The organism is Streptomyces sp. NPDC006296 (assembly GCF_040613235.1).
In the GTDB taxonomy this organism is placed as follows: domain Bacteria; phylum Actinomycetota; class Actinomycetes; order Streptomycetales; family Streptomycetaceae; genus Streptomyces.
Genome location: NZ_JBEXRT010000019.1, coordinates 109,806 through 135,777, shown reverse-complemented (window position 1 = coordinate 135,777; position 25,972 = coordinate 109,806). Strand labels below are relative to the sequence as shown.

The 25,972-nt window shown below is 71.6% G+C and carries 24 protein-coding genes; 22 read left to right on the top strand and 2 right to left on the bottom strand.

Annotation, left to right across the window (positions count from 1 at the left end; all coding sequences use genetic code 11):
* The 5 genes from ABZ172_RS16170 to ftsY form a co-directional block, all read left to right on the top strand.
* Window positions 1-1,908, top strand: a 1,908-nt coding sequence (locus ABZ172_RS16170) for an AAA family ATPase (RefSeq protein ID WP_356884355.1), incomplete at its 5' end; no start/stop codon positions are given.
* Between the two features lie 233 nt (window positions 1,909-2,141).
* Entirely contained in the window at window positions 2,142-3,560 is a 1,419-nt protein-coding gene (locus ABZ172_RS16165) for a sugar porter family MFS transporter (protein WP_356884354.1), read from the top strand.
* Window positions 3,561-4,173: 613 nt separating this feature from the next.
* Complete coding sequence (locus ABZ172_RS16160; protein WP_356884360.1) at window positions 4,174-4,839, top strand: helix-turn-helix domain-containing protein; 666 nt, start codon at window positions 4,174-4,176, stop codon at window positions 4,837-4,839.
* Entirely contained in the window at window positions 4,836-6,173 is a 1,338-nt protein-coding gene (locus ABZ172_RS16155) for an MFS transporter (protein WP_356884353.1), read from the top strand. Before ABZ172_RS16160 ends, ABZ172_RS16155 begins: the two co-directional genes overlap by 4 nt.
* 216 nt (window positions 6,174-6,389) lie before the next feature.
* Window positions 6,390-7,580: a signal recognition particle-docking protein FtsY gene (gene ftsY, locus ABZ172_RS16150; protein ID WP_356884352.1), complete on the top strand. Its 1,191-nt coding sequence runs from the start codon at window positions 6,390-6,392 to the stop codon at window positions 7,578-7,580.
* Between the two features lie 65 nt (window positions 7,581-7,645).
* On the opposite strand, the gene ABZ172_RS16145 is transcribed toward ftsY, so the two are convergent.
* Window positions 7,646-8,293, bottom strand: a complete 648-nt coding sequence (locus ABZ172_RS16145) for a bifunctional DNA primase/polymerase (RefSeq protein WP_356884351.1) — start codon at window positions 8,291-8,293, stop codon at window positions 7,646-7,648.
* Between the two features lie 441 nt (window positions 8,294-8,734).
* Between ABZ172_RS16145 and ABZ172_RS16140 the strand changes: the two genes are divergently transcribed.
* From ABZ172_RS16140 to ffh, 5 genes are all read left to right on the top strand, one after another.
* Window positions 8,735-10,210, top strand: coding sequence for a hypothetical protein (locus ABZ172_RS16140; RefSeq protein WP_356884350.1), 1,476 nt, complete (start codon window positions 8,735-8,737; stop codon window positions 10,208-10,210).
* Window positions 10,211-10,549: 339 nt separating this feature from the next.
* Window positions 10,550-11,893 carry an ammonium transporter gene (locus tag ABZ172_RS16135; protein ID WP_356884349.1) on the top strand — a complete coding sequence of 448 codons (1,344 nt, stop codon included), beginning with the start codon at window positions 10,550-10,552 and terminating at the stop codon, window positions 11,891-11,893.
* The gene (locus ABZ172_RS16130; RefSeq protein ID WP_033304048.1) at window positions 11,890-12,228 is read left to right on the top strand and encodes a P-II family nitrogen regulator; all 339 of its coding nucleotides are present in this window, start codon (window positions 11,890-11,892) and stop codon (window positions 12,226-12,228) included. The genes ABZ172_RS16135 and ABZ172_RS16130 overlap by 4 nt, the downstream gene beginning before the upstream one ends.
* Before the next feature lie 32 nt (window positions 12,229-12,260).
* Entirely contained in the window at window positions 12,261-14,711 is a 2,451-nt protein-coding gene (locus ABZ172_RS16125; protein WP_356884348.1) for a [protein-PII] uridylyltransferase, read from the top strand.
* 282 nt (window positions 14,712-14,993) lie between these two features.
* Window positions 14,994-16,538, top strand: coding sequence for a signal recognition particle protein (gene ffh, locus ABZ172_RS16120; RefSeq protein WP_356884347.1), 1,545 nt, complete (start codon window positions 14,994-14,996; stop codon window positions 16,536-16,538).
* Between the two features lie 60 nt (window positions 16,539-16,598).
* On the opposite strand, the gene ABZ172_RS16115 is transcribed toward ffh, so the two are convergent.
* Window positions 16,599-17,465 (bottom strand): methyltransferase domain-containing protein, encoded by an 867-nt coding sequence (locus ABZ172_RS16115; RefSeq protein WP_356884346.1) that lies wholly within the window; start codon window positions 17,463-17,465, stop codon window positions 16,599-16,601.
* A 519-nt stretch (window positions 17,466-17,984) separates the two neighbouring features.
* Here ABZ172_RS16115 and ABZ172_RS16110 point away from each other — a divergent pair.
* From ABZ172_RS16110 to ABZ172_RS16055, 12 genes are all read left to right on the top strand, one after another.
* Window positions 17,985-18,578 carry a hypothetical protein gene (locus ABZ172_RS16110; RefSeq protein ID WP_356884345.1) on the top strand — a complete coding sequence of 198 codons (594 nt, stop codon included), beginning with the start codon at window positions 17,985-17,987 and terminating at the stop codon, window positions 18,576-18,578.
* A 155-nt stretch (window positions 18,579-18,733) separates the two neighbouring features.
* Window positions 18,734-19,174, top strand: coding sequence for a 30S ribosomal protein S16 (gene rpsP / locus ABZ172_RS16105; RefSeq protein ID WP_356884344.1), 441 nt, complete (start codon window positions 18,734-18,736; stop codon window positions 19,172-19,174).
* Between the two features lie 2 nt (window positions 19,175-19,176).
* Window positions 19,177-19,416, top strand: a complete 240-nt coding sequence (locus ABZ172_RS16100) for an RNA-binding protein (protein ID WP_014153811.1) — start codon at window positions 19,177-19,179, stop codon at window positions 19,414-19,416.
* A gap of 105 nt (window positions 19,417-19,521) precedes the next feature.
* Window positions 19,522-20,112 carry a ribosome maturation factor RimM gene (gene rimM, locus ABZ172_RS16095; protein WP_356884343.1) on the top strand — a complete coding sequence of 197 codons (591 nt, stop codon included), beginning with the start codon at window positions 19,522-19,524 and terminating at the stop codon, window positions 20,110-20,112.
* Window positions 20,112-20,933 carry a tRNA (guanosine(37)-N1)-methyltransferase TrmD gene (gene trmD, locus ABZ172_RS16090; RefSeq protein ID WP_356884342.1) on the top strand — a complete coding sequence of 274 codons (822 nt, stop codon included), beginning with the start codon at window positions 20,112-20,114 and terminating at the stop codon, window positions 20,931-20,933. The genes rimM and trmD overlap by 1 nt, the downstream gene beginning before the upstream one ends.
* A 124-nt stretch (window positions 20,934-21,057) precedes the next feature.
* Window positions 21,058-21,408, top strand: a complete 351-nt coding sequence (rplS, locus tag ABZ172_RS16085; RefSeq protein WP_031100562.1) for a 50S ribosomal protein L19 — start codon at window positions 21,058-21,060, stop codon at window positions 21,406-21,408.
* Between the two features lie 45 nt (window positions 21,409-21,453).
* Window positions 21,454-22,224, top strand: coding sequence for a signal peptidase I (gene lepB / locus ABZ172_RS16080; RefSeq protein ID WP_356884341.1), 771 nt, complete (start codon window positions 21,454-21,456; stop codon window positions 22,222-22,224).
* Window positions 22,217-23,275 carry a signal peptidase I gene (gene lepB, locus ABZ172_RS16075; RefSeq protein ID WP_356884340.1) on the top strand — a complete coding sequence of 353 codons (1,059 nt, stop codon included), beginning with the start codon at window positions 22,217-22,219 and terminating at the stop codon, window positions 23,273-23,275. The genes lepB (ABZ172_RS16080) and lepB (ABZ172_RS16075) overlap by 8 nt, the downstream gene beginning before the upstream one ends.
* Window positions 23,193-24,074 (top strand): signal peptidase I, encoded by an 882-nt coding sequence (lepB, locus tag ABZ172_RS16070; protein WP_356884359.1) that lies wholly within the window; start codon window positions 23,193-23,195, stop codon window positions 24,072-24,074. The genes lepB (ABZ172_RS16075) and lepB (ABZ172_RS16070) overlap by 83 nt, the downstream gene beginning before the upstream one ends.
* A gap of 50 nt (window positions 24,075-24,124) precedes the next feature.
* On the top strand, window positions 24,125-24,898 hold the full coding sequence (gene lepB / locus ABZ172_RS16065) for a signal peptidase I (protein WP_356884339.1): 774 nt from the start codon (window positions 24,125-24,127) through the stop codon (window positions 24,896-24,898).
* Window positions 24,888-25,376, top strand: coding sequence for an NUDIX hydrolase (locus tag ABZ172_RS16060; protein WP_356884338.1), 489 nt, complete (start codon window positions 24,888-24,890; stop codon window positions 25,374-25,376). The genes lepB (ABZ172_RS16065) and ABZ172_RS16060 overlap by 11 nt, the downstream gene beginning before the upstream one ends.
* Before the next feature lie 63 nt (window positions 25,377-25,439).
* Window positions 25,440-25,748 carry a DUF2469 domain-containing protein gene (locus ABZ172_RS16055; RefSeq protein ID WP_356884337.1) on the top strand — a complete coding sequence of 103 codons (309 nt, stop codon included), beginning with the start codon at window positions 25,440-25,442 and terminating at the stop codon, window positions 25,746-25,748.
* Window positions 25,749-25,972 lie beyond the last annotated feature (224 nt).

Genomic DNA, 25,972 nt, shown 5'->3' with positions numbered 1-25,972 from the left:
GGGCCGCGGCCCCCCCCCCCCCCCGCCCGGGGGGGACCGGCCGGCCGGCCGGAACCGCCGGAGACCTCCGTCGCCCTCGGCGAGGGGGCGCCCCTCGTCGCCGACCTGCTCCGCGGGCCCGCCGAACTGATGCCGGCCGTGCGGCGGCTGGTGCGTGACACGGTCGTCGTGGCGACCCTGGAGGACGCCGAGGAGCTGGTCGCCGCCCACCCCGCGCTGACCGCGGTCACCGCCGAGGGCGACGTCCTGGGCGCCCACTTCGCCCACGGCGGATCGGCCGGCGCGCCGAGTCTGCTGGAGGTCCAGGCCTCCGTCGACGAGGCCGCCGCCGAACTGGCCGCACTCGCCGTGCGCTGCGGGGCACTCGCCTCGGAGCAGCACGCCGCCACCGACCGGCGCGGCCTCTGCGCGGCACGGGTGGAGGAACTGGGGGAGCTGCGCCGTGCAGCCGAGCGCGAGAAGTCCGGGGTGGCGCAGCAGCTCGGACGCCTCGCCGGGCAGGCGCGGGGGGCCGCCGGTGAGGCCGAGCGGACGGCCGCCTCCGCCGCCCGCGCCCAGGAGGCGCTGGAGCGGGCCACCGAGGAGGCCGAGGAGCTGGCGGAGCGGCTGCTGGTCGCCGAGGAGACACCGGTCGAGGAGGAGCCCGACACCTCCGTACGGGACCGGCTCGCGGCCGACGGCGCCAACGCCCGCCAGACCGAGATGGAGGCCCGGCTCCAGGCCCGTACTCATGAGGAACGCGTGAAGGCGCTCGCCGGCCGGGCCGACGCGCTGGACCGGGCGGCCCGCGCCGAGCGCGAGGCCCGTGCCCGTGCCGAGCGGCGCCGGGCCCGGCTGCGCCACGAGGCGGCCGTGGCCGGCGCCGTGGCGTCGGGCGCGCGGCAGCTCCTCGCGCACGTCGAGGTCTCCGTCGTGCGGGCGGAGGAGGAGCGGTCCAGGGCCGAGGCGGCGAAGGCCGGGCGTGAGCGGGACCTGGCCGCCGAACGCGGGCGCGGCCGGGACCTCAAGAGCGAGCTCGACCGGCTGACCGACTCGGTGCACCGGGGCGAGGTCCTCGGGGCCGAGAAGCGGCTGCGCATGGAGCAGGTCGAGGCCAGGGCGCTGGAGGAGTTCGGCGTCGAGCCCGCCGGACTGGCCGCCGAGTACGGTCCGGAGCAGCCGGTGCCGCCGTCCCCCGCCGCGGAGGGCGAGGACCTCCCGGAGGACCCGGAGCACCCGCGCAACCTCCCGAAGCCGTTCGTCCGGGCCGAGCAGGAGAAGCGGCTGAAGGCGGCCGAACGGGCGTATCAGCAACTCGGGAAGGTGAATCCGCTCGCTCTGGAGGAGTTCTCGGCCCTGGAGGAGCGGCACCAGTTCCTCTCCGAGCAGCTGGAGGACCTGAAGAAGACCCGGGCCGACCTGATGCAGGTGGTCAGGGAGGTCGACGAGCGGGTCGAGCAGGTGTTCACGGAGGCCTTCCGGGACACCGCCCGCGAGTTCGAGGGAGTCTTCTCCCGGCTCTTCCCGGGCGGCGAGGGCCGTCTCGTCCTCACCGATCCGGACCACATGCTGACGACCGGTCTGGACGTCGAGGCGAGGCCGCCGGGCAAGAAGGTCAAGCGCCTCTCGCTGCTGTCCGGCGGGGAGCGGTCCCTGACGGCCGTCGCCCTGCTGGTGTCCATCTTCAAGGCCCGGCCGAGCCCCTTCTACGTCATGGACGAGGTCGAGGCGGCGCTCGACGACACCAACCTGCAGCGGCTGATCCGGATCATGGAGGAACTCCAGGAGAGCTCCCAGCTCATCGTGATCACGCACCAGAAGCGGACGATGGAGGTCGCCGACGCCCTGTACGGCGTCTCGATGCAGGGCGACGGTGTCTCCAAGGTGATCAGCCAGCGGCTGCGCCGGGGCGCCGGGACACCCGGCTGACGGGTCGGCACATCGTCTTTACCTAATCTTCAACACTTCAACGCACCTTTTGGGTGTTTCTGGGTACTTGTGAAGAGCTCTTCCGGCCGGATCTGATTCTTGACTTCGAAACTTGAACGCATAGCCTTCGAAATGTTGTTTTTACCTTCAAGTGGTGGTCGTTGAAAAGTTGTGCGCCACTGGGAAGGCTCACCCCCCACACCTGACGATGCCGCCAGGTACCAGGAGTTCATGTGACCAGCACAGCGAGCGGACCGGAGTCCGGGGCCCGAGGGGCGCACCCGGAGCATCTCGGCCACGTCATCTTCATCACGGCAGCCGCGGCGATGGGTGGCTTCCTCTTCGGCTACGACAGCTCCGTGATCAACGGCGCCGTCGAGGCCATCCGCGGCCGTTACGACATCGGGTCGGGGACGCTGGCGCAGGTCATCGCCATCGCTCTGATCGGCTGTGCCATCGGCGCGGCCACGGCCGGGCGCATCGCCGACCGGATCGGCCGCATCCGCTGCATGCAGATCGCCTCGGTGCTGTTCACCATCAGCGCCGTCGGATCGGCCCTGCCGTTCGCCCTCTGGGACCTCGCCATGTGGCGGATCATCGGCGGCTTCGCGATCGGCATGGCCTCGGTCATCGGCCCGGCCTACATCGCCGAGGTCTCGCCGCCCGCCTACCGGGGGCGCCTCGGCTCCTTCCAGCAGGCCGCCATCGTCGTCGGCATCGCGATCTCCCAGCTGGTCAACTACGGCATCCTGCAGATCGCCGACGGCGACCAGCGCGGCAACATCGCCGGCTTCGAGGCCTGGCAGTGGATGCTCGGCGTGATGGTCGTGCCCGCCGTCCTCTACGGGCTGCTGTCCTTCGTGATCCCCGAGTCGCCGCGCTTCCTGATCTCCGTGGGCAAGAAGGACCGCGCCCGCAAGATCCTCGAAGAGGTCGAGGGCGACAACGTCGACCTCGACGCGCGGGTGAACGAGATCGAGACGGCCATGCGCCGCGAGCACAAGTCCACCTTCAGCGACCTGCTGGGGAGCCGCTTCGGCTTCCTGCCGATCGTCTGGGTCGGCATCGGGCTGTCGGTCTTCCAGCAGCTCGTCGGCATCAACGTCGCTTTCTACTACTCGGCGACCCTCTGGCAGTCCGTCGGCATCGACCCGACCGACTCGTTCTTCTACTCGTTCACCACGTCGATCATCAACATCATCGGCACCGTGATCGCGATGATCCTGGTGGACCGGGTGGGCCGCCGGCCCCTCGCGCTCGTCGGATCCACCGGTATGGCCATCGCCCTGGCGTTCGAGGCCTGGGCCTTCTCCGCCGACCTCGTCGACGGCAAACTGCCGACGACCCAGGGCACCGTCGCCCTCATCGCGGCCCACGTCTTCGTGCTCTTCTTCGCCCTGTCGTGGGGCGTCGTGGTCTGGGTGTTCCTCGGCGAGATGTTCCCGAACCGCATCCGCGCCGCCGCGCTCGGGGTCGCCGCCTCCGCGCAGTGGATCGCCAACTGGGCCATCACCGCGAGCTTCCCGAGCCTGGCCGAGTGGAACCTCTCGGGCACCTACATCATCTACACCTGCTTCGCCGTGCTCTCGATCCCCTTCGTGCTCAAGTTCGTGAAGGAGACCAAGGGCAAGGCGCTGGAGGAGATGGGCTGATCCCCGCTGCCCCTCTCCTCGTTCCCGCTGCCCGGTCCGGCCCGTGCCGGCCCGGGCAGCGGCATGTCCCGCCCCTTCCGCCGGGACGTGCGCACGGCCGGATGCCGGGTCAGAAGCGCACCGGCGCCCCGGCCGTGCCGTCCGCCGGGCGGGGCAGCGCCGCGCTCACGGGATCCCGTGAGAATGCCGCCTTCAGCCGCAGGCGGTGCTCGTCAGCCCTCGTGCCCGGCAGTTCAGGAAGGCTCCGGTGCACACCGGGGTGAAGCCGACGCCACGCCTGCGCAGGCGGACATGACGGCGCTGAGCTCCTGGAAGGGGCGGCCGAGCCGGTCCGGTGGCGGGACGGTGAGGGGGTCGTCCTCGCGCCGGTGGCCGAGGGCCTTCCGTGGTGTCTCGCGGTCGGTGTTCTTGCCGGACTTCTCGTCGGACGGATCCGGATGCAGTCCGCCCTGTCGCCGGATCGGGGCCGATCCGGCTGGGCGCTGTCGCTGGTCGATCCTGCTCGGCAGCCGGTCGACGGATGAGCGGTGCACCCGGCGGACACGACAAACCGCAAAGACTTCTTCGCGAATATGTCTTTGCGAAGAACTCTTTGTGGTTTACCGTGCAAGGCATGGCTGATGCAATGGAGAGGCCGGACGGCCCGGGCGTCGACGGGGATTCGGTGGTCCTGGATGCCAAGGGTCTGCGTGCCCTGGCGCATCCGGTGCGCGTGCAGTTGGTCGGGCTGCTGCGGAAGTACGGCCCGTCGACGGCCACCCGCCTCGCGGAGCGGCTGGGCGTGAATTCCGGTACGGCCAGCTACCACCTCCGGCAGCTCGGCGCGGCCGGTTTCGTCGAGGAGGACACCGGGCGCGGCAACGCGCGAGAGCGCTGGTGGCGTTCGGTGCACCGGACCACCTGGTTCAACGATCCGGAACTGGCCGAGCGGGAACCCGAGGCCGCAATGGCCTACCAGCAGTCCGTCGCGTCCATCTACACCCTGCGCACGCAGCAGGCTCTGAACGGGCTTCAGACGATGCCCCGCGCCTGGCGGAACGCCTTCGACATGAGCGACTGGGCCTTGCGGCTCACGCCCGAGGAGGCCGCCGCCCTGTACCGGGAGCTGGCGGAAGTCGTCGCGCGGTACCGGCGGGACGCGCCGGAGACGGCGGCACATGCCCCCGCGGGAGCCGAACGGGTCGCCGTGATCACGCAGATCCTGCCCGAACTGGATACGGCTGCCGCGTCGTCGCTCCCTTCTGGCCCTCAGGAAGAGGAAGGAAGCCCGACGTCATGACCGACGACGCTTCGGAGGCCCTCGGCATACCCGGCAAGAGGTCCTTAAGACCGCTGGGCGGGGTGCTGGCGGCCATGGCCGTATCGCTGACCGGCACGCGCATCTCCGTCGTGGCACTGCCCTGGTTCGTTCTCGTCACGACCGGCAGCCCCGCCCAGACCGGGCTGGTCGCCTTCTGTGAAATGACTCCCTACGTGGTGGTCAAGGCGTTCACCGGACCGCTGGTGGACCGGATCGGCCCGCGGGCCGTCTCCTGGACCACCGACCTGGCCAGCGCGACCGCCGCCGCTGCGGTGCCCCTGCTCCACGCCCTGGACCTGCTCTCCTTTCCCCTTCTTCTGGTTCTGGTCGCGCTGATCGGCGCGGCCCGGGGCCCCGGCGACCTGGCCAAGGAGGTGCTGGTCCCGGAAGCGGCGGAGCGCGGCCGGGTTCCGCTGGAGCGCGCCATGGGTCTCGCTGGTGTGATCGAGCGGCTCGCCTCCACCGTCGGCCTGGCGGTCGGTGGATCGCTGGTGGCGCTACTCGGCCCCCTGACCGCGCTCGCCGTCAACGCGGGCTGCTTCGCCCTCGGGTCGGTGATCATCAAACTCGCGCTGCCTCGCGGCATGGGGCGCACGGCCGAGGAAGTCCCCGCCCCGGCCGGGAAGACGGAACCGGGCTATTGGCGGCGATTCGGCGAGGGCTTCACCTTCCTGCGCGGCGAGCCGCTGCTGCTCACCGTCATCGTCATGGTCGGCATCACCAACCTGCTGGACGCGGCGATCACCTCGGTGCTCGTACCCGTCTGGGTCGGGGAGTCCGGCAACGGGCCGGCCGCGATCGGGCTGATGGGCAGCGTGATGGGGGCCGGGGCAGTCGGCGGGAGCCTGATCGCCGCGGTGGTCGCGCACCGGCTGCGGCGGCGGGTGGTGGTTCTCACCGGGTTCCTGCTGGTCGGGGCTCCGAGGTTCCTGATCCTCGCCTTCGATGCCCCGCTGGTGGTGGTGTTGGCCGTCTTCGCGGTCAGTGGGTTCGGTCGCGGCTTCGTCAACCCCGTGCTGGGGGCCGTCCTCGTCGAGCGGGTGCCGCGCCGGATGCTGGGCCGGGTCAACGCGCTCGGTGACTCACTGGCCTGGGCCGGTATCCCACTCGGCGGCCTGCTCGCCGGGGTGGCGGTGACCGCTGTCGGACTCGTGCCGGTGCTGCTCACCTGCGGGGCCGCATACTTCCTCACCACGAATCTGGCCGGCCTGCGGCCGGAATGGCGCGAGATGGACCGTACGCGGGGGCGGGGCGTCGTGAAGCCGCATTCCGAGGAAGACGCCTCACCGGGCCATGCGAACGCAGCGACCTGACACGCTCGGGAGGGAGGCGGACCCTCTGGCTTCCCCCGGTTTCCCGCCGCTCTTTCCTGACCTCGATCGCGCTGCGGGGGACGGGGTCCGGACCGCGGTTCTCCACGGACCGAAACGTACTTTTACTGCCAAAAGAGGCATTACGCCCGCCCGGCCGGTATCCGTCGTCCTCCGTGACCGCGCCGCACCGCGGCCGTGGCCGATACTGGACGCGTTATGGAAATCGTCATCCTTGCTGTAGTCATCGCCCTGGTCGCGGTCGGCCTGATCAGCGGGCTCGTGGTCAGCAGCCGCAAGAAGAAGCAGCTGCCGCCCTCGGCGCCGTCGAGCACGCCGACCCTCACTCCTCCCGCCGAGCCCCATGTCGGTGAGGAAGCCGAGACGCCGCGCGACGAAGCGCGGCGCACCGTCGAGGAGGTCGGTCCCCCCGACGCCGGTACCCCCGTCGTCGTCGAGCCGGAGATCCCCGAGCTCGAGGTGCCCGAGCCCACCGCCGGCCGCCTGGTGCGGCTCCGCACCCGGCTCGCCCGGTCGCAGAACTCCCTGGGCAAGGGCCTGCTCACGCTCCTGTCCCGCGACAACCTCGACGAGGACACCTGGGAGGAGATCGAGGACACCCTCCTCACCGCCGACGTCGGTGTCGCGCCCACCCAGGAGCTGGTCGAGCGGCTCCGCGAGAGGGTCCGCGTCCTCGGCACCCGTACCCCCGACGAGCTGCGCACCCTGCTGCGCGAGGAGCTCGTCACCCTGCTCGGTCCCGGCCTCGACCGCGCGGTGCGGACCGAGGGCGGCGACGGCACGCCCGGCGTCGTGATGGTCGTCGGGGTCAACGGCACCGGCAAGACGACCACGACGGGCAAGCTCGCCCGGGTCCTCGTCGCCGACGGCCGCAGTGTCGTGCTGGGCGCCGCCGACACCTTCCGCGCCGCCGCCGCCGACCAGCTCCAGACCTGGGGCGAGCGCGTCGGCGCCCGCACGGTGCGCGGGCCCGAGGGCGGCGACCCCGCCTCGATCGCCTTCGACGCCGTCAAGGAGGGCATCGCCGAGGGCGCCGACGTGGTGCTCATCGACACCGCGGGCCGGCTGCACACGAAGACCGGCCTGATGGACGAGCTCGGCAAGGTCAAGCGGGTCGTCGAGAAGCACGGGCCGCTCGACGAGGTGCTGCTCGTGCTCGACGCCACGACCGGGCAGAACGGCCTCGTCCAGGCACGGGTCTTCGCCGAGGTGGTCGACATCACCGGCATCGTCCTCACCAAGCTGGACGGCACCGCCAAGGGCGGCATCGTCATCGCCGTCCAGCGCGAGCTGGGCGTGCCCGTGAAGCTGATCGGCCTCGGAGAGGGGCCGGACGACCTGGCGCCGTTCGAGCCGGGCGCCTTCGTCGACGCACTGATCGGCGACTGACCGGCACACCCGCGCACCGGTGCGGAGGGCGGTGGACCCGGAGGGGGTTCACCGCCCTCCGGCGTTCACCAGCGGTGGCACACGTAGGCGAGGGTGCCCAGCAGCAGCCGTGCCTGCGGGGGAGCGGCGGCCGTGTCCGGGTCCGGCGGGCGCAGCCAGCGGACCGGGCCCAGCCCGCCCCGATCGGACGGGGGAGCGGTGACGTACGTGCCGGGGCCCAGCGCCCGCAGGTCGAGGCAGGCGTCGTCCCAGCCCATCCGGTAGAGCAGCCCGGGCAGCCCCGCCGCGGCCCCCGGGGCGACGAAGAACTGCGCGCGGCCGCCCGGTGTCACCGAGACCGGCCCCGGCGGCAGCCCCATGCGCTCCATCCGCACCAGGGCCTGCCGTCCCGGGCCCTCCGCGACGTCGAGCACGTCGAAGGTCCGGCCGACGGGCAGCAGCATCGCCGCGCCCGGCACCTCCGCCCAGGCGACCGCGGCCGATTCGGGGCCGGTGCCCGGAGGCACCTCCCGGGCGAAGTCCAGCGGGTGCGCTCCGGGTGCGGCGCAGCCGGGATCGCCGCACGAGCAGACGCCTCCCGCCGCGCGCGCTCCCGGAGCCACCGCCCAGCCCCAGCGTCCTGTGTACTCGGCCACCGCGGTCGCCCCGGCCGCACGGCCACGACGCCGTGTGCCGGACCGCATCTCCCGGATGCCGCCGATCGTGAAGCCCATGCCCCCTCCAACGGGTCCGACTCACCGGTGGTTACGACCCGGAGCCCTCGGTGCCCGACGTCGTACGCGAAGTGCTTCGCGCGCCGACGATCCGCCGGCGCGCGAGGTGGCGTCGCAGAGGTGCGTGGTGAGGACCGCGCGCCCCTGAATGCTTCACTCCGCTCGCTTCTGATCGCGGCCTGTCAAGTGAATCGCGGACCGTGTCGAACGGGTTCACCCGAAGGGGTGGCGAATGGTGGCGTTTCCGCAACTGCCCTCGCCGCAGCGGTGATCGTAGGATTACCGTGGGTACTCGAACCTGCAATTGCATCTGCAGTTGAGTATGCCTCGGGCAATGCGCCGACCGGTTCGACGGTGCGCAAGGCCCGTACGGACAGCGCCGAGGCACGGCATTCTGATAGAGGTTCGCGCGACAGGTTTCAGCGGGATGGGGGCGTTCCAGTGAGTGGCAGCGGCGCAGGCGAGACGAATTCCGGCAAGCAGCCCAACGGGCAGTTGGGTTCGTGGTTCGTGCGCAGCGGCTGGTCGAAGGGCGAGCTCGCCCGCCAGGTGAACCGCCGGGCCCGCCAGCTGGGCGCCCACCACATCAGCACCGACACCTCCCGGGTGCGCCGCTGGCTGGACGGCGAACAGCCCCGCGAGCCGATCCCGCGCATCCTGTCCGAACTCTTCTCCGAGCGCTTCGGCTCCGTCGTCTCCGTCGAGGACCTCGGCCTGCGCGCGGCGCACCAGGCGCCCTCGGTGGCGGGGGTGGACCTCCCCTGGGCCGGCCCGCAGACCGTCGCGCTGCTCAGCGAGTTCTCCCGCAGCGACCTGATGCTCGCCCGGCGCGGCTTCCTCGGCAGCTCCCTCGCGCTGGCCGCCGGCCCCACCCTCATCGAGCCCATGCAGCGCTGGCTGGTGCCCGTCAGCCGCCCCGGGCACCCGGAGCCCGAGCTGCCCACCGCCGAGAGCCGGGCCTCGCGGCTCTCCGCCCCCGAGCTCGACCTGCTGGAGTCGACCACGGCGATGTTCCGCCAGTGGGACGCCCAGTGCGGCGGCGGCCTGCGCCGCAAGGCTGTCGTCGGCCAGCTCCACGAGGTCACCGACCTCCTCCAGGAACCGCAGCCGCAGGACACCGCGAAGCGCCTCTTCCGCTGCGCGGCCGAACTGGCCGAGCTCGCCGGCTGGATGAGCTACGACGTCGGTCTCCAGCCCACCGCCCAGAAGTACTTCGTGCTCGCCCTGCACGCCTCCAAGGAAGCGGGCGACAAACCGCTGGGCTCCTACATCCTCTCCAGCATGAGCCGCCAGATGATCCACCTCGGCAGGCCCGACGACGCACTCGAACTCATCCACCTCGCCCAGTACGGCAGCCGCGACTGCGCCACCGCCCGGACCCAGGCCATGCTGTATGCGATGGAGGCGCGCGCCTACGCCAACATGGGCCAGCCGAGCAAGTGCAAGCGAGCCGTCCGGATGGCCGAGGACACCTTCGCCGACGCCGTCCTCGACGCCGAGTCCGAGCCCGACTGGATCCGCTTCTTCTCCGACGCCGAACTGCACGGGGAGAACGCCCACTCCTACCGCGACCTGGCCTATGTCGCCGGCCGCAGCCCCACGTACGCCTCGCTGGCCGAGCCCGTCATGGCCCGCGCGGTGGAGCTCTTCGGCGAGGACGCCGAGCACCAGCGGTCCTACGCGCTCAACCTGATCGGCATGGCCACCGTGCACCTCCTGCAGCGCGAGCCCGAGGAGTCGACCGTCCTCGCCACCAGGGCCCTGAAGATCGCCAAGAAGGTCCGCTCGGAGCGCGTCAACACCAGGCTCCGCAAGACCGTCGACACCGCTGCCAGGGACTTCGGGGACATCCCCGAGGTCGCCCGGCTCACCGACCTGCTCACCGAGCAGCTCCCGGAGACCGCCGAAGCGGTCTGACGGGTCCCCCGGACACCGGCCACGACGGCCTCCCCGTACCACCCGACTCGGCTCCCCCATCGCCAGGTCAGCGGGTCGCCGTCGTGGCCGGTTCACGTCTGCGGGCGTCTCCGCCGCACCGTATGCGGCGCAGGCAGCATGGTAGGCACCCGAGCGGGTCCGCCACCCCCGGTTCACCGGCGCGTAACACGCCGGGCCTCTTCGTCACTGCGGTGAAACACCGTGCGGCATCCGTGGAAACCGCGCTGCGCGAACGTCGTGGCGCATAACCGGCCCGCACCTTTTCACCGTGGTCCCGCAACCCCCGCACGTGGCCGCACCGACGACGAGGAGACGCCGATGCCCCCAGGCATCACGACGCTTGCCGCAGACGCCCCCGAGCTGTCTGCCGCCAACACAGGGTTCATGCTCATCTGCTCCGCGCTGGTGATGCTCATGACCCCGGGTCTGGCCTTCTTCTACGGAGGCATGGTCCGCGTCAAGAGCACCCTGAACATGCTGATGATGAGCTTCATCAGCCTCGGGATCGTCACGATCCTGTGGGTGCTCTACGGATTCAGTCTCGCCTTCGGCAGCGACATCGGCTCCGTCATCGGCTGGAGCTCGGACTTCGTCGGCCTCAGCGGGATCGGCGTCACCGAACTCTGGGACGGCTACACCATCCCGGTGTACGTCTTCGCGGTCTTCCAGATGATGTTCGCCGTCCTCACCCCGGCCCTGATCAGCGGCGCCCTCGCCGACCGCGTCAAGTTCACCTCCTGGGCCCTGTTCATCACCCTGTGGGTCACCGTCGTCTACTTCCCGGTCGCGCACTGGGTCTGGGGCGCCGGCGGCTGGCTCTTCGAGATGGGCGTCATCGACTTCGCCGGCGGCACGGCGGTCCACATCAACGCCGGTGCGGCGGCTCTCGGCGTGATCCTCGTCATCGGCAAGCGGATCGGATTCAAGAAGGACCCGATGCGGCCGCACAGCCTGCCGCTCGTCATGCTCGGCGCGGCCCTCCTGTGGTTCGGCTGGTTCGGCTTCAACGCGGGCTCCTGGCTCGGCAACGACGACGGCGTCGGCGCGGTCATGTTCGTCAACACCCAGGTCGCCACCGGTGCCGCGGTCCTCGGCTGGCTCGCCTACGAGAAGATCCGGCACGGCTCCTTCACCACCCTCGGTGCCGCGTCCGGTGCCGTCGCCGGCCTCGTCGCCATCACCCCCGCGGGCGGTTCCGTCAGCCCGCTCGGCGCCATCGCGATCGGCGTCATCGCCGGTGTCCTGTGCGCCATGGCCGTCGGCCTCAAGTACCGGTTCAACTACGACGACTCCCTGGACGTCGTCGGCGTCCACCTCGTCGGAGGTATCCTCGGCTCCCTCCTCGTCGGCTTCTTCGCCACCGGAGGCGTCCAGTCCGACGCCAAGGGCCTCTTCTACGGCGGCGGGCTCGACCAGCTGGGCAAGCAGGCCGTCGGCGTCTTCGCGGTCCTCGCCTACTCCCTGGTCGTCTCCGCGGCCCTGGCGTTCGTCCTCGACCGGACCATCGGGATGCGGGTCGACGAGGACGACGAGATCTCCGGCATCGACCAGGTCGAGCACGCCGAGACGGCGTACGACTACAGCGGCGCGGGCGGCGGCTCCGCCCCCCGCACCACCGCTGCGACGGCCGCCCCGACGACGAACAAGAAGGTGGACGCATGAAGCTCATCACCGCAGTCGTGAAGCCGCACCGACTGGACGAGATCAAGGAGGCCCTCCAGGCCTTCGGCGTCCAGGGCCTCACGGTCACGGAAGCCAGCGGCTACGGGCGTCAGCGCGGGCACACCGAGGTCTATCGCGGTGCCGAGTACACCGTCGACCTCGTCCCGAAGATCCGCATCGAGGTTCTCGTCGAGGACGAGGACGCCGAACAGCTCATCGACGTGGTGGTCAAGGCCGCCCGGACGGGCAAGATCGGTGACGGCAAGGTCTGGAGCGTCCCCGTCGACACCGCGATCCGCGTCCGCACCGGGGAACGCGGCCCGGACGCACTCTGACCGACGGTCCCTGTGAACGGAAAGGCAGCCGGGTGACGAGCACCGAAGTGACGACCGGAACCGAGGACTCGGAACCCAGCGGCTACGCGGCGGCCCGGCTGCACCTCCTCCAGCAGGAGGCGCAGTCCGGGCCGCCGCGCCGTGCCGCCCTGGCCCGGCTCACCGACGAATGGCTCACCGGGCTGTTCGCCTCGGCCGCCGAACGGGCCGGTGTCCGCGGCGCCGCCCTCGTGGCCGTCGGCGGCTACGGACGCGGCGAGCTCTCGCCGCGCAGCGACCTCGACCTCCTGCTCCTGCACGACGGCACGGCCGACGCCGCCGCGCTCGCCGCGCTCGCGGACGGGATCTGGTACCCCGTCTGGGACCTCGGCCTCGCCCTCGACCACTCCGTGCGCACCCCGGCCGAGGCGCGCCGGACGGCGGGGGAGGACCTCAAGGTCCAGCTCGGGCTGCTCGACGCGCGCCCCGTCGCCGGAGACCTCGGCCTCGTCGCCGGACTGCGGACCGCGGTCCTCGCCGACTGGCGCAACCAGGCTCCCAAGCGCCTCCCCGCCCTCGACGAGCTCTGCCGCGAACGGGCCGGACGGGCGGGCGAGCTGCAGTTCCTGCTCGAACCCGACCTCAAGGAGGCCCGCGGCGGTCTCCGCGACGCCACCGCGCTGCGCGCCGTCGCCGCCTCCTGGGTCGCCGACGCCCCCCGCGAGGGGCTCGCGGAGGCCCGCCGCACGCTCCTCGACGCGCGCGACGCGCTCCACCTCACCACCGGCCGGGCCACCGACCGCCTCGCCCTCCAGGAGCAGGACCAGGTCGCCGGAGCGCTCGGCCTGCTCGACGCCGACGCCCTGCTGCGCCAGGTCTACGAGGCCGCCCGCACCGTCTCCTACGCCACCGACGTCACCTGGCGCGAGGTCAACCGCGTCCTGCGCGCCCGGTCCGCGCGGCCGAGGCTGCGCACGCTCCTCGGCGGCGCGAAGCCCGCACCGGAACGCACCCCGCTCGCCGAGGGCGTCGTCGAGGCCGACGGCGAGGTCGTCCTCGCCCGCTCCGCCCGCCCCGAACGCGACCCCCTGCTCACCCTCAGGGCCGCCGCGGCGGCGGCGGAGGCCGGACTGCCGCTCTCCCGCCACCTGGTCCGCCACCTGGGCACCGCGGCCCAGCCGCTGCCCGTGCCCTGGCCCCCGCAGGCCCGCGAGGAGCTCGTCACCCTGCTCGGCGCCGGCGAGGCGACCGTCGGCGTGTGGGAAGCGCTGGAGGCGGAGGGCATCATCACCCGCCTGCTGCCCGACTGGGAACGCGTGCACTGCCGGCCGCAGCGCAACCCCGTCCACACCTGGACCGTCGACCGCCACCTCGTCGAGACGGCCGTCCGCGCCTCCCACCTCACCCGCCGCGTCGGCCGCCCCGACCTCCTGCTGGTCGCCGCCCTGCTCCACGACATCGGCAAGGGCTGGCCCGGGGACCACTCCGTGGCGGGCGAGGTCATCGCCCGCGACATGGCCGCGCGCATCGGCTTCGACCAGCAGGACGTGGGCGTCGTCGCCACGCTCGTGCGCCACCACCTGCTGCTCGTCGACACCGCCACCCGCCGCGATCTCGACGACCCGGCGACCGTCCGCTCCGTCGCCACCGCCGTCGGCAGCGCCTCCACCCTGGAACTCCTGCATGCGCTCACCGAGTCCGACGCGCTGGCCACCGGGCCGGCCGCGTGGAGCTCCTGGCGTGCCTCCCTCGTCGCCGACCTGGTGGCACGCGTCGCCGCCCTCCTGGCGGGCGAGGAACCGCCGACGCCGGAGCCCCTCGCCCCGAGCGCCGAACAGGAGCGCCTCGCCGTCGAGGCCCTGCGCACCGGCGGGCCCGTCCTGTCCCTGCACACCCGGCCCGAACCGGCCGCGGAGGACGGCGGACCCGAACCAGTCGGCGTCGAACTCCTCATCGCCCTGCCCGACCGCCCCGGAGTCCTGCCCGCGGCGGCCGGGGTCCTCGCCCTGCACCGGCTCACCGTGCGCGCCGCCGACCTGCGGGCCGTCGAGCTGCCCACCGAGCTCGGCGAGACGGCCGGGGTGCTGGTGCTCAGCTGGCGGGTCGCGGCCGAGTACGGCTCGCTCCCGCAGGCCGCCCGGCTGCGCGCCGACCTCGTACGCGCCCTGGACGGCTCCCTGGACATCCGTGCCAGGCTCGCCGAACGCGAGGCGGCCTACCCGCGGCGGCGCGGGGTCAAGGCCCCGCCCCCCAGGGTGACCGTCGCCGCCGCCGGCTCGCGCCTGGCCACGGTCATCGAGGTCCGCGCCCAGGACGCCCCCGGGCTGCTGCACCGGATCGGGCGGGCCCTGGAGCACAGCGCGGTCCGGGTGCGCAGCGCACACGTGTCGACACTGGGGGCGAACGCGGTGGACACGGTCTACGTCACGCGCGAGGACGGCAGGCCGCTGCCCGCGGCCGAGGCGGCCGCCCTGGCGAGGACGCTGGAGGAAGCGCTGAAGTGAGGCCGTGACGCGCCGTGCCCGATCCCGTGGGGCCGGGGGAGCCCGTCCCTGATTCCTCGGGGCCGGGGGAGCCCGTACCCGTACCGCCCCCGCTCTCCCGCTCCGGGGGCGGTTCCCGGCGTCCACGGTGCGGCGCTCCGGGGGTCGCCGGGTGCGCGCCGCCGCTGCGGGGATCCCGGCCCTCGCCGGTCGAGTGCGACCGGTGAGGGCCGACGTTTGCACGGGCCGGATACTCTAGACACCGACACCACCTGCCCCCGACCCTGAGGACCGACGAGCGCCGTGTTCGATACTCTCTCCGACCGCCTTGCCGCGACTTTCAAGAACCTCAGGGGCAAGGGCCGCTTGTCCGAGGCGGACATCGACGCCACGGCTCGCGAGATCCGTATCGCCCTGCTCGAAGCCGACGTCGCCCTCCCCGTCGTCCGCGCGTTCATCGCCAACATCAAGGAGCGGGCGCGCGGCGCCGAGGTCTCCCAGGCGCTGAACCCCGCCCAGCAGGTCGTCAAGATCGTCAACGAGGAGCTCATCGGCATCCTCGGCGGCGAGACCCGGCGGCTGCGGTTCGCCAAGAACCCGCCCACCGTGATCATGCTCGCCGGCCTCCAGGGCGCGGGCAAGACCACCCTCGCCGGAAAGCTCGGCCTCTGGCTCAAGGCCCAGGGCCACTCCCCGCTGCTGGTCGCCTGCGACCTCCAGCGCCCCAACGCCGTCAACCAGCTGAGCGTCGTCGCCGACCGTGCGGGCGTGGCGGTCTACGCGCCGCAGCCGGGCAACGGCGTCGGTGACCCGGTCGCGGTGGCCAAGGACTCCATCGAGTTCGCCAAGGCCAAGGTCCACGACGTCGTCATCGTCGACACCGCCGGCCGCCTCGGCATCGACGAGGAACTGATGCGGCAGGCCGCGGACATCCGCGACGCCGTCAGCCCCGACGAGATCCTCTTCGTCGTCGACGCCATGATCGGCCAGGACGCGGTCAACACCGCCGAGGCCTTCCGCGACGGCGTCGGCTTCGACGGCGTGGTGCTCTCCAAGCTCGACGGCGACGCACGCGGTGGTGCCGCGCTGTCGATCGCGCACGTCACGGGCAAGCAGATCATGTTCGCGTCGAACGGTGAGAAGCTCGAGGACTTCGACGCCTTCCACCCCGACCGCATGGCGTCCCGCATCCTCGACATGGGTGACCTGCTCACCCTGATCGAGCAGGCGGAGAAGACCTTCAGCCAGGAAGAGGCCGCCAAAATGGCCTCCAAGCTGGCGTCCAGCAAGGGCAAGGACTTCACGCTCGACGACTTCCTGGCGCAGATGGAGCAGGTCAGGAAGATGGGCTCCATCTCCAAGCTGCTCGGGATGCTGCCCGGCATGGGGCAGATCAAGGACCAGATCAACAACATCGACGAGCGCGACGTGGACCGCACCGCCGCGATCATCAAGTCGATGACCCCGAAGGAACGCGCCGAGCCGACCCTCATCAACGGCTCGCGTCGTGCCCGTATCGCCAAGGGCTCCGGTGTCGAGGTCTCCGCGGTGAAGAACCTCGTGGAGCGCTTCTTCGAGGCCCGCAAGATGATGTCGAAGATGGCCCAGGGCGGCGGCATGCCCGGGATGCCCGGCATGCCGGGCATGGGCGGCGGCCCCGGCCGTCAGAAGAAGCAGGTCAAGCAGGCCAAGGGCAAGCGCAAGAGCGGCAACCCGATGAAGCGCAAGGCCGAGGAGCAGGCCGCCGCGGCCCGCCGCGAGCAGGCGGCCCAGGGCGGCGCGTTCGACCTGCCCGCCCAGGACAAGAACTTCGAACTGCCGGACGAGTTCAAGAAGTTCATGGGCTGACCGGCCCACCGCACGGACGCAGGGGCGCCCCGCTCGGCGGGGCGCCCCTGCGCGTTCCCGTCAGGTCACGCAGACCAGGTAGCGGAAGACGTTCGGCATCCACACCGTGCCGTCCGGCCGCAGGTGCGGGTGCAGGGCCTCGCCGATCTCCTTCTCCACCTGGATGCGGTCGGTGGCCCGGATCGCCGTGTCGAACAGCCCGGTCGACAGCAGGCCGCGCACCGCGCTGTCCATGTCCGCGTAGCCGAACGGGCAGGACACCCGGCCCGAGCCGTCCGGCTTGAGCCCGGCCCGCGCCGCGACCTCCTCCAGATCGTCCCGGAGCGCCGGCCGCCAGCCGTTCCCGGAGCGCGGATCGCGCGCCGACCCGGCGAGCCCGGCCGCCACCCGCAGCACCGGCGCGGTGGCACAGCGCTCCGGCGGCCCCCAGCCGGCCAGCACCACCGTGGCGCCGCGCACGGCCAGCGGCACGGCGGAGGCCAGCGCGGCCGCATGATCCTCCAGGTCCTCGGCGGCGCAGCCGATCGGCTGGAAGGCGGTCAGCAGGTTGTACGGGGCCTCGCCCGCAGGGACGGCGCCCGGGACGCGGTCCACGAGCCGCGCCCGGTGGTCCGTGCGCCCGGGGGGAGCGCCGGGCCCGGAGCCGGCGGCGAACCGCTCACGGGCCAGCGCGAGCCGCTCGCGGTCGGGGTCTACGCCGGTGACGCGCGCCCCGCGCGAGGCCGCGATCAGCAGCGCGAGCCCGGAACCGCAGCCGAGGGAGAGCATCCGCGTGCCGGCCCCGACTTCGAGGCGCTCGTACACCGCCCCGTAGAGCGGTGCCAGCATGCGCTCCTGGATCTCGGCCCAGTCACGGGCGCGGGTACCGGCGTCCACCGGAGCGGACGCGTCCGCGTGCCGGTGGTGCCGGACGAGCGTTGGTGTCATGGAATGCGCCCCAATCCGCCGTGAGGTCGGTCGTACCCGAGTGAGGTCCCCCATGTCCGTGCTGTGCGAGGTGTGCCCACAGCCCCCGTGAGCCAGGGAACTCCGCGACGGCGGTCCCGTCCAGGGGTCGGACGGGGTGGGATGACAGTGCGTGCGTGCTCCGGTCGTGCGCCCCCGGCGCCACGTGACCGCCGCGGGCGCCGTGAACGGCGCGCCCGCCGCCCGCGTGTTCACAGTCTGACCCGACACGCGGGACGCAGCACGTCGAGCGCCGTCCCCGCTGGCCGCGACCGGTGCGCGGCCGGCGCTCCGTGCCGGGTAGTGTCACCCGCGGGGCGCCCGTCCACGCCGGTGCGTACGCGTTGCTACGTACCACCTTGGTGTGAGCTGTGAGAGTCCTCCGCTGATCTGCGCACCCGCCCTCGTCCGGACGCATCAAGGGCAACTGACTGGTACGTGTAAATTATTTGGGATGGCCCGGAATAGGAACACCGGAGCACCCCGGCTCGTTGTCACGACGTGAGCACGACACCACCTGTACTTGCCGCAGAGCTGGCACAGGCGTGGGCCGACATTCAGCGGTACCACCCCGAGCTGCCCGATCTCGCCGCGCCAGAGTCCCTGATCGGAGAGTCCTCGTCCGCCTGTGGCGCCGAGCTCTCCTTCGAACGGCTGCTCCACGAGGCAGTCCACGGCATCGCCGCCGCGCGAGGTGTCCGGGACACCTCCCGCGCCGGCCGCTACCACAACCGACGCTTCCTCGCGATCGCCGAGGAGCTGGGCCTCGACCACGCCGAGGAGCCCCACCCCAGCAGCGGATTCTCGTTGGTGACGCTGAATCCCGAGGCCAGACGCAGATACCGCCCGACCACGGAGCGGCTGCAGCGGGCGCTCAAGGCGCACACCGTGGCGACCGCCGCGGACACCAAGCGCTCGTTCCGCGGCCCCGCCGCCCGGCACGGCTCCTCCGGAGGGGGCGTGCGGGTCAAGGCCGTCTGCGACTGCGGGCGCAACGTCCGCGTCGTCCCCTCGGTCCTGGCCCAGGCCCCGATCGTCTGCGGCGGCTGCGGCAAGCCCTTCCGTATCCCGGAAGCAGCGGTCGCGGTGGGGTGACCCCCTGTGGTGTGGCACAATGGTCAGCTGTACTCGACAGTCGCACAGGACCCCTCTCTCCTCCGGCTGACGCGTCCATCGGGCACCCGAGTACCGCAACCCCACGTGGCATCTTTTGTGCCCAACCACGTCATAGACCAGGAGACACCACTTCCGTGGCAGTCAAGATCAAGCTGAAGCGTCTGGGCAAGATCCGTTCGCCTCACTACCGCATCGTCGTCGCCGACTCCCGTACCCGCCGTGACGGCCGGGCCATCGAGGAGATCGGCCTGTACCACCCGGTGCAGAACCCCTCCCGCATCGAGGTCAACTCGGAGCGCGCGCAGTACTGGCTGTCCGTCGGCGCCCAGCCGACCGAGCCGGTTCTCGCGATCCTGAAGCTCACCGGTGACTGGCAGGCCCACAAGGGCCTCCCGGCCCCCGCGCCGCTGCTCCAGCCCGAGCCCAAGGCCGACAAGCGCGCCCTGTTCGAGGCCCTGGCCGCGGACGGCGACGAGGCCAAGGGTGAGGCCATCACCCAGAAGGCCAAGAAGTCGGACAAGAAGGCGGACGACTCGGCTGACGCAGCCGCGTCCACCGAGTCGACCGAGGCCTGAGCATGCTCGAGGAGGCTCTTGAGCACCTCGTGAAGGGCATCGTCGACAACCCCGACGATGTGCAGGTCGCCTCGCGCGACCTGCGCCGTGGACGCGTGCTGGAGGTCCGGGTCCATCCCGACGACCTCGGCAAGGTGATCGGCCGCAACGGCCGCACCGCACGTGCCCTGCGTACCGTCGTGGGTGCCATCGGCGGACGTGGAATCCGTGTCGACCTCGTCGATGTGGACCAGGTTCGCTGAAGAGTTGAACACCGGCCGGGGCCGGGGAGGGCTTTCGAGCCGTCCCCGGCCTTTGTCGTCCGTACATGACCGCCTCCTCAGCAGAAGATCACCGGGAGAGACAGCGTGCAGTTGGTAGTTGCGCGGATCGGCCGCGCCCACGGCATCAAGGGCGAGGTCACCGTCGAGGTGCGCACCGACGAGCCCGAACTCCGGCTCGGGCCCGGGGCCGTGCTGGCCACGGAGCCCGCCGGCACCGGGCCGCTGACCATCGAGACCGGCCGGGTGCACAGCGGCAGGCTGCTGCTGCGGTTCGAGGGCGTACGGGACCGCACGGCCGCCGAGGCGTTGCGCAACACCCTGCTGATCGCGGAGGTGGACCCGGAGGAACTCCCCGACGACCCGGACGAGTTCTACGACCACCAGCTGATGGACCTCGACGTCGTCCTCGCCGACGGCAGCGAGATCGGCCGGATCACCGAGATCTCGCACCTGCCCTCCCAGGACCTCTTCATCGTGGAACGCCCGGACGGCAGCGAGGTGATGATCCCGTTCGTCGAGGAGATCGTCACCGAGATCGACCTGGAGGAGCAGCGCGTCGTCATCACGCCGCCGCCGGGTCTGATCGACGAGGGCGAGGCCGTGATCGCCTCCGCGCGGGACGCCGGCGAGGACGGGACGGCCGCCGCCGGCCAGCGGAAGGAGGGCGACGCCTGATGCGGCTCGACGTCGTCACGATCTTCCCCGAGTACCTCGACCCGCTGAACGTCTCGCTCGTCGGCAAGGCGCGGGCCCGCGGCAGCCTCGACGTACACGTCCACGACCTCAGGGACTGGACCCACGACCGGCACCACACCGTGGACGACACCCCCTACGGCGGGGGCCCCGGCATGGTCATGAAGACCGAACCCTGGGGCGAGGCGCTGGACGAGGCGCTGGCCGAGGGGTACGAGTCCGGGGCGCACTCCCCGGTCCTGGTGGTGCCGACACCCAGCGGGCGGCCCTTCACCCAGGAGCTGGCCGTCGCACTCTCCGAACGCCCCTGGCTGGTCTTCACCCCGGCCCGCTACGAGGGCATCGACCGCCGGGTGACCGACGAGTACGCCACCCGCATGCCGGTCGTCGAGGTCTCCATCGGCGACTACGTCCTGGCGGGCGGGGAGGCCGCCGTCCTGGTGATCACCGAGGCCGTGGCCCGGCTGCTGCCCGGTGTGCTCGGCAACGCCGAGTCGCACCGCGACGACTCCTTCGCGCCCGGCGCCATGGCCGACCTGCTCGAAGGCCCGGTCTACACGAAGCCCCCGCAGTGGCGCGGCCGCGGCATCCCCGAGGTGCTGCTCAGCGGCCACCACGGCCGGATCGCGCGCTGGCGGCGGGACGAGGCGTTCCGCCGTACCGCCCTGCACCGGCCCGATCTCATCGAGCGCTGCGAGGCGTCCGGCTTCGACAAGAAGGACCGCGAGATGCTGTCCATCCTCGGCTGGTCCCCCGCGCCCGACGGGCGATTTTGGCGCAGGCCCGAGGCCGTGGAAGAATAGCTCCGCCGTACGTCCGGTGAGCGCCCCTGCCACAGGGGGACAGACGCCCGCCCGGCGGGAACGGCATCCGAACCTCACTCTCTCCCGTCGATGACCTGTGGCATCGGCGAAGAAAGCAGACACCATGACCTCCCTGCTCGATGGCGTCAACGCCGCCTCGCTCCGTACCGACCTCCCGGCCTTCCGCCCGGGTGACACCGTCAACGTCCACGTGCGCGTGATCGAGGGCAACCGCTCCCGTATCCAGCAGTTCAAGGGCGTCGTCATCCGCCGCCAGGGCTCGGGCGTCAGCGAGACCTTCACGGTCCGCAAGGTCTCCTTCAGCGTCGGCGTCGAGCGCACCTTCCCGGTGCACAGCCCGATCTTCGAGAAGATCGAGCTCGTCACCCGCGGTGACGTCCGTCGCGCCAAGCTGTACTTCCTCCGTGAGCTGCGCGGCAAGGCCGCGAAGATCAAGGAGAAGCGCGACCGCTGATTCACCTCCGGCGTCCACAGCAGGGCCCGATAGGATTCGGCCCCGATGGACACCGAAGCACAGCACACGGAGCGCGATCGCTCCTCCGGCCCCGCGGACGGGCCGGAGGAGGGGTCGCGCTCCACGCATGTCCGGGACCGGCAGGCCGGACCGGTGTCCTGGGGCCGGACCGTCTTCCTCGGCATGCTCTGCACGGTCGCCCTGCTGCTCTTCAGCGCCTTCGTGCTGCAGCCCTTCCTGATACCCAGCGGCTCGATGCAGCCCACGCTGCGGGTCGGGGACCGGGTCCTCGTGAACAAACTGGCGTACCGTTTCGGCTCCGAGCCGCGGCGCGGCGACGTGGTGGTCTTCGACGGCACCGGGTCCTTCCTCCAGGAGGAGCCGGAGGAGAACGCCGTCGGCGCACTGCTGCGCGGGGCCGTCGCGTCCCTGGGGCTGACCGAACCCGCCGGGTCCGACTTCGTGAAGCGGGTGGTGGGCGTGGGGGGCGACCGGGTGGTCTGCTGCGACCAGCGGGGGAGGCTCCGGGTGAACGGCGCCGCCGTGGACGAGACCTACCTGCACCCCGGCGACCGCCCGTCCGACGTGGCCTTCGACATCGTGGTGCCCGATGACAGGCTGTGGATGATGGGCGACCACCGCAGCAACTCACGGGACTCCCGCGATCACCTGGGGCAGCCCGGGGGCGGCATGGTGCCCGTCGAGCGGGTGATCGGGCGGGTCGACTGGCTGGGCTGGCCGCTCGGCAGGCTCGGCTCCCTGGAGGGCACCGACGCCTTCACCGGGATACGGCCGCCGGACGCGCACCATGGGTAACCGGGGGCGCAGACGCGGAGCACCGGACCCGGACCCGCAGCCTCCCACCGGGCCGAGGCCGCCCACCGCCCGTTCGCTGCCCACCCGGGCGGAGCGCCGGAAGCTGGCCCGCAAGGTGAAACGCCGCAGGCGGCGTTCCGCGGTCAAGGAGATCCCCCTCCTGGTCCTGGTGGCCCTGCTGATCGCGCTGTTCCTCAAGACCTTCCTCGTCCAGGCCTTCGTGATCCCCTCCGGGTCGATGGAGCAGACCATCCGGATCGGTGACCGGGTGCTGGTGGACAAGCTCACCCCCTGGTTCGGCTCCGAGCCGGAGCGCGGCGACGTGGTCGTCTTCAAGGACCCGGGCGGCTGGCTGCAGCAGGAGAGCGCTCCCGCCGAGGATCCGCCCGCCGGGGTGAAACAGGTCAAGGAACTGCTGACCTTCATCGGGCTGCTGCCCTCGGAGGACGAGCAGGACCTGATCAAGCGGGTGGTGGCCGTCGGGGGCGACACCGTGAAGTGCTGCGGCACCGACGGCAGGGTCACGGTCAACGGCGTGGCGCTCGACGAGCCCTATCTGAATCCCGGCGATGTCCCGTCCACGCTCCAATTCGAGGTAAAGGTTCCGCCGGGCCGGATCTTCGTGATGGGCGACCACCGGTCGAACTCCGCGGACTCCCGGTTCCATCTCGACAAACCGGGAAACGGCACGGTGTCGGAGGACGAGGTCGTCGGGAGGGCCGTGGTGATCGCCTGGCCGTTCGGGCACTGGCGCAGGCTGGAGGAGCCCGGAACGTACGCCACCGTCCCTGAGGGCGGCGCCGGAGAGACGGCCGGGAGTGCCCCGTCGAATAGTGTGTCCTCCCAGGATCCCAACGGAATGGTCCTGCTCCCGACCCCTGCGGAACTCCCGCTCGTTATGGGAGTGGTGGGCCTGCGCCGGATCGGGCGCGGGCGGTGGCACGGAGTGAGGAGTGGATGTGGGGGATTTGGCGGTCGGCGCACGATCCGGACACGACGAACCCGAGGACGGGTCTTCGGGCCGCGGCGTCCCGGCGGAGGCGGAGAGTGACGGCGGGTCCCCGGACGGTGGCGGTGGTGCGGTGAAGAAGCCACGTTCGTTCTGGAAGGAGCTGCCGATCCTCATCGGCGTCGCGCTCGTTCTCGCGCTGCTGATCAAGACGTTCCTGGTGCAGGCGTTCTCGATCCCCTCGGACTCCATGCAGAACACCCTGCAGCGGGGCGACCGGGTGCTGGTCGACAAGCTGACGCCGTGGTTCGGCGCGGAGCCGGAGCGCGGCGAGGTCGTGGTCTTCCACGACCCGGGCGGCTGGCTGGAGGACACGGCGACGCCCGAGCCCAACGCGGCGCAGAAGTTCCTGAGCTTCATCGGGCTGATGCCGTCCGCGGAGGAGAAGGACCTGATCAAGCGGGTCATCGCGGTCGGCGGTGACACGGTCGAGTGCAAGAAGAACGGCCCGGTCACGGTCAACGGCAAGGCGCTGGACGACAAGTCCTTCATCTTCGCCGGGAACAGCGCCTGCGACGACGAGCCGTTCGGACCGATCAACGTGCCCGAGGGCCGGATCTGGGTGATGGGCGACCACCGGCAGAACTCGCTGGACTCCCGCTACCACCAGGAGCTCCCCGGCCAGGGCACGGTCTCCACGGACGAGGTCGTCGGTCGCGCGGTCGTCGTGGCCTGGCCCGTGAACCGCTGGGCGACCCTGCCGGTCCCGAAGACCTTCGACCAGCCCGGTCTGAACGCCGCCGCCTCGGTCGCGGTGCCGGGAGCACTGGGAGTGGCCGGAGCGCTGCCCCTCGTGTTCTGGCGGCGCCGCAGGCTTACCCGCGGGCATACCGCCGGGTAGGGTGCCGACTCGGATCAGCGATTGTCGATCTCCGATGGGGGAGCGCTGGGATGAGTGGATCAGGACGTCACGACGGCCGCGGCCGGCTCGGCACCACGTTGTCGAACCTGGCCGTGGCCGTCGGCTGTGTGCTCTTCCTCGGCGGGTTCGCCTGGGGGGCGGTGGTGTACAAGCCGTACACCGTGCCGACCGACTCGATGACGCCGACGATCAACGCCGGCGCCCGGGTCCTCGCGGAGCGGGTGGACGGCGGTGACGTGCGCCGCGGTGACGTCGTCGTCTTCACCGACTCGACGTGGGGCGACGTCCCCATGGTGAAGCGGGTCGTCGGTGTGGGCGGGGACAAGGTCGCCTGCTGTGACGAGGCCGGCCGGCTCACCGTCAACGGCGAGCCGATAGCAGAACCGTATCTGCGGGCGGCGGGCGCCTCGTCGCTCATCACGGCGGACGGGACGGCTCCCGCCTCCCCCCAGGACTTCACGGCCGACGTCCCCGCGGGCCAGCTCTTCCTCCTGGGGGACCAGCGCAGCACCTCCATGGACTCCCGGGTCCACCTGGAGGACCCGGGCCAGGGCTCGGTGCCGCGCGGTGCCGTCGAGGCGCGCGTGGACGCCGTGGCCTGGCCCCTGAACGGCATGATCGGCCGGCCCGCGGCCTTCGCGGCCCTGCCCGGCGGCGTGTCGCGAGAGGGCCCACTGCCGCTGCAGGTGGCCGCCGTCGCGGTGGGTGCGGTGCTCATCCTGGGCGGCGCCGCCCACGGCCCGCTCTCCGCACGCTCCGCGCGCAGGGCGGGACGGCCGAAGGAGTCCGCCGGTGCCCGCTGAGACGCGCAGGGTCGCCCGGGTGGTGCTGCTGGACCCGGACGACCGGATCCTGCTGCTGCACGGATTCGAGCCCGCGAACCCGTCGGACCACTGGTGGTTCACCCCGGGCGGCGGCCTGGAGGGCGACGAGACCCGCGAGCGGGCCGCCCTGCGGGAACTCGCCGAGGAGACGGGGATCACGGAGGTCTCGCTCGGCCCGCCGCTGTGGACGAGGACCTGCTCCTTCCCCTTCGACGGGCGACGCTGGGACCAGGACGAGTGGTACTTCCTGGCCCGCACCACGCAGACGGCCACCGACCAGACGGGCCTCACCGAGCTGGAGCGGCGCAGTGTCGCCGGTCTGAGGTGGTGGACTTCCGCCGAACTTCTGGCCACGCGTGAGACGGTGTATCCGACCAGGCTCGCCGGGCTGCTGCGCACGCTGCTCGACGAGGGTCCCCCGAGTGTGCCGCTGGTTCTCGCCCCCGAAATCGTCTAATCGGCCAGGGGCGCGCGGGGCTGACGCACAATAGGGGGACGCACGGCTGAAGGGGAACATGCCATGAGCGCCGAGGACCTCGAGAAGTACGAGACCGAGATGGAGCTGAAGCTCTACCGGGAGTACCGCGACGTCGTCGGGCTGTTCAAATACGTGATCGAAACCGAGCGGCGTTTCTATCTCACCAACGACTACGAGATGCAGGTGCACTCGGTCCAGGGTGAGGTGTTCTTCGAGGTCTCCATGGCGGACGCGTGGGTCTGGGACATGTACAGGCCCGCCCGGTTCGTCAAGCAGGTCAGGGTCTTGACGTTCAAGGACGTGAACATCGAGGAGCTCAACAAGAGCGATCTCGAACTGCCGGCCGGCTGATCCCCGGGATGCCGGCTCCTTCCGCTGATTGCCGCGGCTCCCTGCTGCTCCCGGAAAGACCTGGCAAAAGCTGGATGAAACCATCTGATTCCGGCTGATTTCGGCAGGGCCATCCGCGCCCCCGGTTCACTCGTACGAGTGGCCGGGTTTTCCACATTCAGCAGGTTTTCCACCAAGATCCAACGGGTCGGACGGTGCGCGGCAGAGTCGCTGCCGGAGGTGGT